The sequence below is a fragment of the Dendronalium phyllosphericum CENA369 genome (assembly GCF_016056275.1).
Taxonomy (GTDB): domain Bacteria; phylum Cyanobacteriota; class Cyanobacteriia; order Cyanobacteriales; family Nostocaceae; genus Dendronalium; species Dendronalium phyllosphericum.
Genome location: NZ_JAECZA010000233.1, coordinates 1 through 13,474, shown reverse-complemented (window position 1 = coordinate 13,474; position 13,474 = coordinate 1). Strand labels below are relative to the sequence as shown.

The following is a 13,474-nucleotide window of genomic DNA, read 5'->3' as shown; positions in this document are numbered from 1 at the left end:
CGGATGTACTGATAACTGTTTACTGATAGTGCGTTCACCCTTGGGGAACCAAACTCAAGAGTTCTTCCACTGTGAGACTGCGCTTAACTTGTACTGACTGATGCTTGACGGCATCCAGCACTGATTGAATTTCTGGCTGACTGAGGGTGATTCCATGTTGTTGCAGTACACTCAGTATTAGATGCCGACCGGAATGTTTGCCTACAACTAAACGACGTTCCCAACCAACATCTTCCGGCGCGAACGGTTCGTAAGTACCTGGATTTTGCAGCACACCGTGAGCATGAATGCCCGATTCGTGTGCAAAGGTATTTTCACCAACGATCGCTTTCCAAGGGGGAACCGGCCAATTAGCAGCTTTAGCAACTAACCGTGACAGTTCCAGCAACCGTTTTGTATTAATACCCGTTCGGACACCGTAGATATGTTTGAGCGCCATCACTATTTCTTCCAACGCCGCATTACCGGCGCGTTCGCCAATTCCGTTAACTGTGGTATTGACTGATAGCGCCCCTGCTTCAATACCAGCTAGCGAGTTTGCCATTGCTAGTCCAAAGTCATTATGCGTGTGCATTTCTATGGGAATAAAGAGGTGATGCACGAGTGAGCGAACTTTGCTGTAAGTAGTCAAAGGGTCGAGAATTCCGACAGTGTCACAAAAGCGAAATCGGAAAGCTCCCCACTCTTGAGCAGAGAAAGCTACATCTAATAGAAAAGATGGATCGGCTCTAGAAGAATCTTCTCCACCAACAGATACAGCTAAACCGCGATCGCAGGCGAAATTAATTGCATCTTGGAGACGATCTAGCATTACCTGCTGCTTACCGCTAAACTTGGCGGCAATCTGAATTTCCGAGACGGGAACGGAGATATGCACCCGTTGCAAACCACAATCTATAGATGCTTGGATATCAGATAAATTAGCTCGGTTCCAGCCAAGTAACTTGGCATTTAATCCCAAATTGACAATGGTGCGAATTGACTCTGCTTCTTCTTGTCCCATTGCTGGAATGCCAATTTCTAGCTCTGGAACGCCAATAGAATCTAGAAAGGTGGCGATCGCAATTTTTTCTTCAACGTTAAAAGCTACACCTGCTGCCTGTTCGCCATCTCGCAAGGTTGTATCATTAATTTGAATGGGATGTTTGTTCGTAATGGAGTGGTGATTCACGAGCGGCTAACCTGTTGTGTGATTTTGGTTTACTTGAGTAGTTCGTAACAGTCGAAGGCTAATAATTACGAATACTAATTACTAAATATTCGCTACGACTTCTCCAATGTTGCTAACATCATAGCCACCGAGAATCTCTAATTGCGATTGAACTAGCCGATGTCCCAAAGTACTGAGCAACTGCTGTACTGGTGTTTCTTCCAAGTATTCTTTGAGAATCACTAAATCGTAGCGCGATCGATGCAGGCAGATAAATCCCAATCCAAAGGCAGCAGCTATAGATGCTGTACTGACACCTACATCTGCAATTCCTGAGCTTACAGATAAAGCGACATCTTGATGGTTGTAAACGATATGGTCAAATCCTTTAACTGTGTGTAATGGTATCTGTTTCTCTTGAAGTTTGCGTTCCAAAAGTGTACGACAACCAGAACCTAATTCACGGTTGACAACAGTTGCTCCTAATTCCACTAAATCACTGATTGTTTTGATTTTCTTTGGATTTCCTGGTGCAACTACAAGTCCTTCTTCCCAAACCCCAAGGGCGATTACAACTGCACTCCTGCCAGCTAAAGCTTTCCGCACAAAGGGGATATTATGTTCTCCAGTTTCCGGATCGTACAGATGCATCCCTGCAATGTGAACTTCACCTCGGCACAGACTACGCAATGCTGCCATACTGTTGGCGAGAATATGATGAACTCGCAGTCTGGGATGCCAGCGTTCAGATGCTCTTGCCCAAAGGGAAATCATCGGCGTACAACCAGCAACCACAACTGTATTTTGCAATCTCTCCGTATCATCAAGCAGTCGAACCAATACTTTATTTGTACTTGTCTGGTTCTGTACTTCATCCTCCGCCAACGGCAGTTTGCTTGCACTAACAGCAGTTTCTATCCTGCAAGGAGCTGCTCTTTGCTGACTTATTTGCTGTTGGGCGTAGCTCTTATGGCAGGGTAAGTGTTCCTGAACATTAGGAACAGGCTGGGAAACCTTCTGTTCGCCTAGAGGCGAGTATGAGAATTCGTCCGCAGAGAAATTCTCCGATGCTTGTGATGCTCGTAGACTTACTAACGCTGCGTTATCGCTCTTAGCGTCTTCCCTGGGGAAAAAACTCGACTTAGCTTCACTATTAAAACTTTTGTCTGTAACTTGGTGGCTCACTGCAACTGCCTCTCCATCGGCCGGAATCATTTCTAGGCGAAAAGCATTGTTCCCAACCAGAGGATAAGCTATCCATTGACCTCCAACCCGCGCTAGACTAACTCGCAATTGCTGTCCGCACTGTACTGGTTTAGTAAGAACTGCTTCAACTTCTGGTAAATTTTCCTCAAACCAAAATAAGTCCTCGACTTGGCAACCAAGGGCTTTGGCCAAACGCAGTGACATAGCGACAGAAGGAGCATATTGTCCCGATTCCACACCACCTATACTCTGACGGGTTACGCCAGCTATATTAGCCAAATCCTGCTGACTCATGCCTAAACGAGTTCTAATTGACTTCAGGTTATTGTAAAGATTTACGTCCAGTTTCATGAGGCTGTATTTCTCCGTTAGAAAAAGTTGCAGTGGACAAACTTAATCTGTAGGGACAATAGCAAGGTTGTTCAGTGTTTGCCGTTTTTGTGGGAAGACATGTTGATATCTATCTTTGACAATTTCGCTTATTTGCCGCAAGTGTAACATACATTTTGCCAATATACTTGCATTTTTGGATACTATTTAGCGATCGCTTTTTCAGTATTTGCTAACTTATACTAAGTTGCGAAGAGAAATAGTATCCCCAGGAGGCAAGGAAGAGAATTTTGAAATAATTTCTCCGTGTGTCTGCATCTTGCTCATTCCCTTCATCCGTAAGTTCCAATTTAAGATATCAATTGCATTTTCTAGTTGGTACTGACACATAATGAAGTTCCAACCACAGAATGGGGTTTCTCTCCTTTAAAGTTGAAGCGGGATCGCGGATAATGCGTGTAGCATTCATGCAAACAGCGTCCGATATTCCTAGATCTCTAGCAGTGCCTCTGAGAAGGTCTTTGTAGTCATTAATACAAGCAAATAACAGATTGGGCGAATATACAGCAAAATGTTGAATAAGTTTCGAGGGGCAGCCCCAGTAAGAGTTTACGAGTTCGACGTGGCAGTACTGGAGCAACTCACCGAGTTTGGGACAACGTTCTTTAGCTACACTAATAAATTTTTGGACTAATACCTCTTCGGTTAACATAATAAGTTCTACTCCTTCAATGAGGTAGACAAATTTTGACGTAGTTTATAACGTCGATTTCTCAAATGTTGGTAAGAAACTTACGCAGTTTTTTGTGCTTTTTCGAGTTAGAGGTTGCCAATTGCTTCAGACACTTTACTACGTCGTCTTAGTCAAACAACCCAAACTTTACTAGCAGTTCTTCAAGCCGCTCGTTGGACATGGATTTCGGAATTACAAAATTTGTGTTCCGGTCAATTGCTGTTGCTAGGTTGCGATAGTGCTGTGCCTGTTCGCACTCAGGAGCATACTCAATCACCGTTTTACGGTGGAACTCTGCCCGTTGCACCATGTTGTCTCTGGGTATGGAGTAGATTGTTTGAGTACCCAGTTTCTCGGCTAGAGCCTCAATTAGATCGTTTTCCTTATCGACTTTGCGAGAGTTGCAAATCAATCCTCCCAGACGTATACCGCCTATAGGGGCATACTTCTGAATGCTTCGGCAGATGTTGTTGGCGGTATACATTGTCATAATTTCCCCAGAAGTGACGATGTAAATTTCTTGAGCTTTGCGTTCGCGAAGGGGCATGACAAATCCACCGCACACCACATTACCCAGACCATCATAAAATGTATAATCAAGTTTAACTGCATCATCATAGGCACCAAGTTGTTCTAGCAATCCAATCGATGTCAAGATGCCTCGACCCGAACATCCCACACCAGGTTCAGGCCCACCTGATTCTACACAAAGCGTCTTCCCCCATCCCTCCTGACGAAAGTCTTCTAAATTTACTTCATCATCTTCTTTACGCAATGTATCGAGTACAATCTTCTGGTGCAATCCTCCCAAAAGCAGCCGAGTAGAGTCTGCTTTTGAGTCACACCCTACAACCATTACCTTACGACCCATATCACTTAGTCCAGCCACTACGTTTTGAGTGGTTGTGGACTTACCAACTCCCCCCCTTCCATAAATAGCAATCTTCCGCATGAAAACCTCGGTAATGGCACAGATATATCTATTCGTAATTCGTAATGAAAGTTGTAGCCTCTAATTTTAATTATGGAGACAAAGAAATTTCTTGCTAATTTCAAGGTCATGCATAAATGTGAGAGTTTGAATTACGAATTATTTTGATTAGTAATTCACAAAACTTCCACAGTTCTGGTAAGTAAATGACAAATTTCTGCTTCATTCCAACAAAACAAACATCATTTCTATTGGAATGAATAGACCTCTTGCATAAATATTTTTTTGCCTCACGCAAAGGCGCAAAGATGCAAAGAGGAGAATGAAAAGAACGACTTTTGCAATAGGTCTAATATACATATAGATAGAAAAATCAGTCCAGCCTACCCTGTGGCAACAGCTTCGCCAAACGAAAAACCGACTTTTTGCGGCTTTGCTCCACTTCGATTAACTTATGCCGTCACAAATAACTGATGAAGCCGGGCTGAAATTTGATTGGCAGGTGCCTGAGGAGTTATTGTGCTTTGGCGATTCAGATTCCCATAAATCAAGAATATCATACATCCAGCAAATTTACTTGCGCCTACCAATTAATTTACAAATAGTATTCGTGGTTACAATTAGCCATCACAGGGAGAGTCCAAAAGCCACAAATTAAGTTTTTGATATTGATTTCAATTGAGCAAATATTTCATATTTATTCCAAGAATATATCTATCATCTGGACAATAATTTAATTATTTATCTCTTCCTATATATTTAGAACAGTCTGTCTATTTTCATAGATAAACGATTTATTTTTATTAGAAAATATTGCTCTAATTTTAGACAGAACTGTCTATTTATAGCTAACTTACTCTTTAATTCTCCTACATTTTTTTTCCTAATTGTTATCAGATTTACTATTATTAATTACAGATGTTGATAGGATTTTGAAATCAAGGAACTCAAGAAAGTTTTCTTCTTGAATACAAAGCCTTGAATCATCTTTCTTAAGATCAGCTATTGCAGAAGGAGCAATCAGCCATGCCAACCAAGTTGTTTAAATGCGACGAAACGATTCCCGAACGTGAAAGACACATATATATTAAAGAGAAGGGAGAAGATACAACCCAGTTTCTCCCCAGCGCCAACGTGGAAACCATTCCCGGCTCTTTGTCTGAGCGCGGATGCAGCTATTGTGGTGCCAAGCTAGTAATTGGTGCTGTCCTCAAAGATACTATCCAGTTGATACACGGCCCTGTAGGTTGTTCCTACGATACTTGGCACACCAAACGCTATCCCAGTGACAACGGCAACTTCCAACTTAAGTATGCCTGGTCATCAGACATGAAGGAACAGCATATTGTCTTTGGTGGTGAGAAATTACTCAAAAAGACCATCAAAGAAGCCTTTGCTGAATTTCCTGACATCAAGCGGATGATAGTGTACACCACCTGCTCTACAGCTTTGATTGGTGATGATATCAAGCCTGTAGTCAAAGAAGTGGAAAAAGAACTCGGTGATGTTGATATCTTCACTGTAGAGTGTCCAGGTTTTGCTGGAGTAAGTCAATCTAAAGGACACCACGTTCTTAACATTGGCTGGGTGAATGAGAAAGTAGGAACCCTTGAGCCAGAGATTACCAGTCCATATACGATTAATGTGATTGGGGACTACAACATCCAAGGAGATACCTTTGTCCTTGAAAGGTATATGGAAAAAATGGGCATCCAAATCATTGCCCATTTTACTGGCAATGGTACTTATGACTCATTACGTGGAATGCACAGAGCGCAGTTGAATGTAACTAACTGTGCGCGGTCTGCGGGATATATTGCTAATGAGTTGAAGAAAAGATATGGCATTCCCCGTATCGATGTGGATACTTGGGGCTTTGATTATGCAAAAGAAGGGTTACGTAAAATTGGGGCTTTCTTTGGTCTTGAGGATAAAGCCGAAGAGGTAATTGCCGAAGAGGTAGCTAAATACGAATCTAAGTTAGCTTGGTATAAGGAGCGTTTGACCGGCAAGAAAGTCTGTATCTGGACTGGAGGCCCTAGATTGTGGCACTGGACAAAGGCTCTGGAAGACGATTTGGGGATGAGAGTGGTGGCGATGTCGTCGAAGTTCGGTCACCAAGAGGACTTTGAAAAGGTAATTGCCAGAGGTGAAGAAGGGACTATCTATATTGATGATGGCAATGAACTTGAGTTCTTTGAAGTGCTAGAGATGGTCAAGCCTGATTTGGTTTTGACTGGGCCACGGGTGGGTGCATTGGTGAAGAAGTTACACTTGCCTTATGTGAATGGTCATGGCTACCACAATGGTCCTTACATGGGCTTTGAAGGTGCGGTGAATATGGCACGTGATATGTACAATGCCATTAATTCCCCCCTGATGAAATTGGCTCAAAATGATATCCGCGATGATGTTTCTGTTGCTAATGGCAACGGCAAAAGCAACAGCAATGGCAATGGCAATGGCAAAGTTGCTAAAGATACCTCTGCGGACATGACTTCATTAGTTCAGCAGTCAGCTAAGGAAACTACCTCAAAGGTTCAAGCGCCAGCTAAAGAAACCACCTCAAAGGTTCAAGCGCCAGCCAAGGAAACCACCTCAGCAGTTCAAGCGCCAGCCAAGGAAACCACCTCAAAGGTTCAAGCGCCAGCTAAGGAGACTACTTCACAGGTTCAAGCGCCAGCTAAGGAAACTACCTTACCAGTTCCACAGCCAGCAAAGGAAATCGCGATATACATTCAAGAGCGAACTGAGGAAGTCACTTCATTAATACAACAACGGTGTTTGTGGCAGTTTCACTCGCGCTCATGGGATCGTGAAGAAAACATCAATGGCGTTCTCGCTCAGGCTGCTAAAATCTTGACCGGGGAAGAGGTTGTTCTGGAAACCCTTATTGACAGAGCTTTTTATGCAGACGCAAAACTTCTTGTGATTGACCTAGAAAAGAAATTCCAATGGTTGAGCAAGATGGATAACGTGCAAAAGAAAGCAATATTGGAGTCTGTTAAACACAAGCTGATCGATATTGCAATCACCAAGTCCTTAAATGGTGAATTACACCACTCGCTTTATTAAGCAATTGGATTGGTGATTCAATCCTTCGGGTGATGCGCCTGCGTCGGACAGTTCTTCTTGGGGAGCCACCCTTTGGCTTGTACTCCTTCTCTACCAGACTACGCCTAGCTTGCTTCTCCGTGGAGGTGAGGTGAACTTCCACGGTAGCGAGTGGTGTGGAAATCTCCAAGACTAAACTGCCTCACTAAACAAACAGCGTTGCTCAATTGGAGTAGTAATTAGAGTTTTGTCATCCTGTTAGTGTTGGTGCTGCTTTACTTACAGGAATTTGCCTACAAACTAAGGAGCGATGTCTAAGGGCGGGCTACGCCTACGCTAAACACATTCCCAAAAAGTAGTATTCTTGCACTGTCTGACTACAGAAGCATCCGTATAGTTTGCAAGACTTTTAGGAAATTCAATTCTACTTCTGTAGTCTCAGGCACAACTTACTGTTTTGGTAGGTGCGATCGCTCGCCGCAGGCATCGCTCTACTTCCTTATGCTCAAAATAACAATTCATCTCTTCGTTGAGCAACGCTAAACAAAAATCACGCAATTTTTTACCACATAGGAGTCAATAGGATGTCTGTAATCGTCAAACAGAAAGAACGCAGCGGCGTAATCAATCCAATTTTTACCTGTCAGCCTGCTGGAGCCGAGTATGCTTCTATCGGAATTAAAGATTGTATTCCCATGGTGCATGGAGGACAAGGATGCAGTATGTTTGTTCGCCTCCTGTTTGCCCAGCATTTGAAGGAAAATTTTGACATTGCTTCTTCATCTCTGCATGAAAATAGCGCTGTCCTTGGGGGTATACCACGTATTGAGGAAGGCGTAAAGACTTTAGTCGCACGATATCCTGATTTACGGATTATTCCTATTATTACGACTTGTTCAACCGAGACGATTGGGGACGACATCGAAGGAACCATTAACAAGCTTAACCGCCAGTTAAAGAAAGACTATCCCGATCGCGACGTTAAGCTTGTTGCTGTACATACTCCTAGTTACAAAGGCTCTCAAGTCACTGGCTATAATGTCGGCATCCATGCGATCATTTCTACCCTAGCAAAAAAAGGCGAACCAACTGGCAAGTTAAACGTCATTACTGGCTGGCTTAACCCTGGAGATGTCACAGAAGTTAAGCGCATCTTAAAAGAAATGGATGTTCCAGGAAACATCTTAATGGATACAGAAAGCTTCGATGCGCCCACCATGCCCGATAAGACAAGTTTTGCCTTTGGGAATACCACCATCGAAGACATTGCTGATTCTGCTAACGCCATCGGCACCATCGCTTTATGTAAATATGAAGGCGGTAGCGCGGCTGAATTTTTAGACGAGAAGTTTAAGGTTCCTGCGATTGTTGGCCCAACACCAATTGGTATCAAAAGCACCGATATCTGGCTGCAAAATATCAGCAAACTAACTGGTAAACCAATACCAGAATCTTTAGTTAGAGAACGAGGTAAAGCTATTGATGCGCTCGCCGACCTCGCTCACATGTTCTTCGCTAACAAGAAGGTAGCTATTTACGGAGATCCCGATTTAGTAATTGGTCTCGCAGAGTTCTGCTTGGAAGTTGAGTTAGAGCCAGTGCTGCTCTTGTTAGGCGATGATAACAAAGCTTGTGCAAAAGACCCCAGAATTAAGGCTCTGGAGAGCATCTCACCTACTGACATCGAAGTGATCACAAATGCAGACCTCTGGGAATTGGAGCGCCGCATTAAAGATAAATCCATGCAAATCGACTTGATTTTGGGTCATTCCAAAGGTCGCTACATTGCCATCGATAACAATATTCCCATGGTTCGGGTAGGCTTCCCCAGCTTTGACCGTGCAGGTCTGTGGAAATACCCTGTGATTGGTTACAAAGGAGCAGAATGGCTAGCAGACAACATTGCTAACGCCTTGTTTGCAGATATGGAGTACAAGCACGATCGCGAGTGGATCTTAAACGTCTGGTAATAGGCTGAAGAGGATACTTGACGAACTGCGAGATCCCCGACTTTTCTAAGAAGTCGGGGATCTAATTACCCACGCTATAGAAGCTAACGAAACACTGGAGAATCATAATGACTATAGATCAAAATATCGTATTTTATGGAAATCTGAGCGAACTTTACCAAATGGCAAAAGAGGGTAAGATTAAAACCACCTTACAAGGTAGCCATACTCGCCCCTGTAAATTCTGGACTGCAACAAAGATTTTAAGTGGGATTAAAGATGCGATCGTCATTTCTCACGGGCCAAGTGGCTGTGCTTATGGTGTAAAGCGGGCATACAAGCTGACCAATAGCCGCAACAGTGGTTCACCTTATGAACCTGTGGTGACTACGAACATGAGTGAGAAGGCAGTGATTTTTGGTGGTGAAAAAGAATTAGCAGGTGCGATTCGAGAAGTAGATGAAAAATACCATCCTGATGCGATCGTTGTTGCTACTAGTTGTGCGTCTGGTATTATTGGCGACTGTGTTGATGACGTAGTGAATAAGGCACGCAAAGAAATCCAGTCTGAGATTATGACGATACACTGTGAAGGATTTGCGGGGGAGTATCGCAGTGGATTTGATATCGTATTTCGGCAAATCGTAGACTTTATGGAGCCGCCAACTCCAGAACGTCAGTCTCAATTAGCCGATGCTGTCAATATTGTGGGTGCAAAGATGGGCCCCGAAAGGACAGAAGTCGAAACCGATGTCAAGGAACTGATACGACTAATTGAAGGAATGGGAGCAAGAGTTCACAGCGTCATCGCTGGTGATTGTACTTTAGAAGAACTCAAGCAAGCGCCGAGTGCTGCAGTTAACTGTACCTTATGTTTGGATCTTGGTTATACCATCGGTAAAGCCATGTCAGACAAATTTGGTACTCCATTGAACTCTACTATCCTTCCTTATGGAATCAGCGCTACAGAAAAATGGCTCGAAGGGGCTGCAAAATATTTAGGGATGGAAGAACAGGCGGCTGCTTTAATGGAAAGGGAATATGCTGCCATTAAGACTGAATTTGAAGCTGCTAAAAGTTACATAGAGGGAAAGTTAGCAATTATCGAAGGACATGATGCTATCAAGTGCTTGTCCATTGCCCATATGTTAGAACGTGATTTTGGGATGCGTGCGGTAATTTATAATTTCCATCCTTGGAGTACGGAAGCACGAGAAACCAGTGTAGATTACTTGTTAGAAACAGGGTTAGACCCGGAAATCCTGATTACGAAAGGAACGCTGGCTTTTGGCAAGTACGAGTCGATGAAACAAACCGAAGATGAATTACTAGATTTTATTGGTGGTCTTGATCCCGAATCAGTAGTGTATTTTGGTTCTTCTTTGAGTTTCCCTCATATTCCTGTGGTTGATTTAAACGCCATCTTAAATCGTCCTCGATTCGGCTATCGCGGAGCTTTGAAGGTCGCACAGTGTATCAAAACAGCACTGCAATATGGCTTTAGACCTCGCAGTTCCCTAACCAAGCAAATGGTGTTCCCTAAAAATTCCGGGTTGGCATCTGCTCAATCACTGACTGGAAAACTAGCCCAAGACTTGCCTGACTGTACCGTATATGCCCAGAAGAGACGGGGAAAATGTTTTAACGAGTAATAAGTAAAAAGTAAAAATAGAAACCCAATAAACACAACGTTTTTGGATGTTGGGACTGAACCTAACCTACACCTACCTATAGTCAATGCAATGCCCTTAAAGAAAGAGGAGGAGAAAATGTCTGCTGGACTAAATTTTGAAAATTGTGACCATAGTAAAGACCATAGTAAAGACCCAATCGTTGGCTGTGCCCTTGAAGGTATTGCAACTACGGTTGCTGGCATTAAAGATGTCAGTATTGTGATTCAGTCTCCACAAGGTTGCGCGTCCACTGTTGCGGCTGGATATGATGCCCATGAAGTTGATTTCACTAAGCGCAAAGTAGGTTGTACTCGTCTTTTTGAGTCAGACATTGTCATGGGAGCAACTGAGAAACTCAAAGGTATGATCAAAGAGGCGGATAAATCTTTTGATGCTAAGGTGATGTTTGTCGTTGGTACTTGCGCGGCAGATATTATTGGTGAAGATATTCAGGGATTGTGCCATCAGCTTCAACCAGAGGTCAAAGCTAAACTTGTTCCTTTACTTGCTGGTGGGTTTAGGGGAAATGCTTATGATGGCTTAGATATGGGTTTGGAAGCCTTACTTCCTTTTATCAAAAAAAGGCAGACCAAGAGAAGGGGCAGAAAGCCGAGGATTGTAAATATCATTGCACCACAGGCAAATTTGAATCCTACTTGGTGGGCTGATTTGGAATGGGTAAGGCAGACTTTAAAGTTTTTAAGGATTAAAGTACAGACGGTTTTCTCGCACAATACCTCCTTTGAAGAACTGGAGCAAGCTGGTGAAGCAACCGCCAATATTGTTCTCAGTCATGATGTTGGGTATAAGTTTGCTCGCAAAATGCAACAGACTCATGATATTCCCCTTATCCTTGATGATATACCTTTACCAGTAGGTGTAAACAACACTAATCGATGGTTAAAGGCATTGGCGGCACATTTCAAAATAGAAGAAAGAGTTGAGCCAATGATTAAACAAGGCGAAGAAATGGTCATAGATACACTTCGCAAACGAGCATTGATGATTATTCCTCGGTATCGTAACTGTAGAATTGCTATATCTGCTGATGGGACGCTTGGCATTGGACTTGTTAGAATGCTCTTTGAAGAATTAGAGATGATTCCGGAAGTCTTATTGTTTCGCTCGGCGATGCCTGATTCTCGTTCGATTCTAGAGCGAGAACTACAAGGCCTCGGTCTTTCTCCTCGCGTAGTATTTTCGGCAGATGGATATCAAATCAAACATGCCTTACAAGAGGTTGATGTTAATGCCGTTATTGGCTCGGCATGGGAAAAGTACATGGCAGAGGAACTAGGAATACAAATTGCTTTTGATGTATTTAGCCCAACTAACAGAGAAACCTATCTTGACAAGCCATATTTTGGCTATGAAGGAATGATTAATATGATGGAGGTGATTGCTAACGATTGGGATAGAGCTTTTCGTTCAAAAGAGATTCATTGGACATAAAAAGGGCTTTGTTGCATGAAACGGAAAAAAGACACACCTTCTCTCAATAGAGTAGTAAGTTAGTCTTCCACTTTGCAGCCATCTGGTTTGCCCAATTAGATTGCGCGATTAAGCGCAACAGCGCAGCAGAAATAATTCGACAGCTTGGTTATCAAAAAAGCATCGTCTTAATTTTACCCCAAAATGCTCTTGAGCCGAAACATAACTGACAAATCCTAATCTGTTGAGAATCATTGCTTTTACAACCTGACCTGCACTAATTATTTCTTGCGGATTGCAACAAGCACTAGGTTGATTTGCTCTACTAGTTCCATATCATCACATATTTCTGCAACAATACCACAGTGGTCAACATCTTGTACTGTTATATTCAATGGTGATGCTGTCATGCATTAAAAATGCAGCATTTGCTTCATATTCAAAAATATAGCAATCCCCGCTATCTCTACTATGACAAACACATAGGATTACTGATTGGCATCAATGAGTTCGCCAATTCCAATAAAGGGCGATCTCCTTTACTTTCCATCCACCGACAAACAAATCAAAAAAGCTATGTTGAGCTTGTAGATGAAGGTACGCGCTACCGCATCCAATTAAAACAGGCTGTAAATCTAGAGGCGATCGCATGATACCGAGGCGCTGTGTAAGAGTTTCCAAACCTCATTACCCCTCACGGGGACTGGTGCGACTATCGGTTGCACGACGAGAGTGAGTATCTCAGAAATACTCCTGGCGAGTGTCAATGCCAGTACCCGCCCAAAGGGGCATTACGGGTAACTGTAATGTCTCATAGCTAGAGGGTAAAATGCGCGACATCAGCAAGCCGCATAGTTAGGTGAAGTGCTAGGGTAAAACTAGACAGGGTTAACAGATGTGAATCCTTGCAGAGGCATCGTGAAGAGGAATTACCGAAAACGGCTGAGACGGTAAAAGGGGTAAAGTGATTCTGCCCAATCCTCAGAATCAGGGACACCAGAAACCCCCGGTGTATAG

At 43.1% G+C, this 13,474-nt stretch carries 8 protein-coding genes and 1 pseudogene; 5 read left to right on the top strand and 4 right to left on the bottom strand.

Features of this window, described 5'->3' with window-relative positions:
- Nucleotides 1–34 precede the first annotated feature (34 nt).
- From nifV to nifH, 3 genes are all read right to left on the bottom strand, one after another.
- The gene (gene nifV, locus I8752_RS26875) at nt 35–1,171 is read right to left on the bottom strand and encodes a homocitrate synthase (RefSeq protein WP_318780895.1); all 1,137 of its coding nucleotides are present in this window, start codon (nt 1,169–1,171) and stop codon (nt 35–37) included.
- 81 nt (nt 1,172–1,252) lie between these two features.
- Nucleotides 1,253–2,707, bottom strand: a complete 1,455-nt coding sequence (locus I8752_RS26870) for a substrate-binding domain-containing protein (protein ID WP_225895935.1) — start codon at nt 2,705–2,707, stop codon at nt 1,253–1,255.
- An 839-nt stretch (nt 2,708–3,546) separates the two neighbouring features.
- On the bottom strand, nt 3,547–4,371 hold the full coding sequence (gene nifH / locus I8752_RS26865) for a nitrogenase iron protein (RefSeq protein ID WP_225895934.1): 825 nt from the start codon (nt 4,369–4,371) through the stop codon (nt 3,547–3,549).
- A gap of 1,005 nt (nt 4,372–5,376) precedes the next feature.
- Between nifH and vnfD the strand changes: the two genes are divergently transcribed.
- From vnfD to I8752_RS26845, 4 genes are all read left to right on the top strand, one after another.
- On the top strand, nt 5,377–7,425 hold the full coding sequence (gene vnfD / locus I8752_RS26860) for a nitrogenase vanadium-iron protein, alpha chain (RefSeq protein ID WP_225895933.1): 2,049 nt from the start codon (nt 5,377–5,379) through the stop codon (nt 7,423–7,425).
- Between the two features lie 563 nt (nt 7,426–7,988).
- On the top strand, nt 7,989–9,374 hold the full coding sequence (vnfK, locus tag I8752_RS26855; RefSeq protein WP_214435278.1) for a V-containing nitrogenase subunit beta: 1,386 nt from the start codon (nt 7,989–7,991) through the stop codon (nt 9,372–9,374).
- Between the two features lie 107 nt (nt 9,375–9,481).
- A complete protein-coding gene (locus I8752_RS26850; protein WP_225895932.1) occupies nt 9,482–11,005 on the top strand; it encodes a nitrogenase component 1 in 1,524 nt (507 codons plus the stop codon).
- Nucleotides 11,006–11,122: 117 nt separating this feature from the next.
- Nucleotides 11,123–12,478, top strand: coding sequence for a nitrogenase component 1 (locus tag I8752_RS26845; protein ID WP_225895931.1), 1,356 nt, complete (start codon nt 11,123–11,125; stop codon nt 12,476–12,478).
- 204 nt (nt 12,479–12,682) lie between these two features.
- Here I8752_RS26845 and I8752_RS26840 read toward each other — a convergent pair.
- A pseudogene (locus I8752_RS26840) lies at nt 12,683–12,867 on the bottom strand (DUF4277 domain-containing protein); the annotation flags it as partial.
- 9 nt (nt 12,868–12,876) lie between these two features.
- Between I8752_RS26840 and I8752_RS26835 the strand changes: the two are divergent.
- Nucleotides 12,877–13,110 (top strand): hypothetical protein, encoded by a 234-nt coding sequence (locus tag I8752_RS26835; RefSeq protein WP_214435276.1) that lies wholly within the window; start codon nt 12,877–12,879, stop codon nt 13,108–13,110.
- Nucleotides 13,111–13,474: the final 364 nt, after the last annotated feature.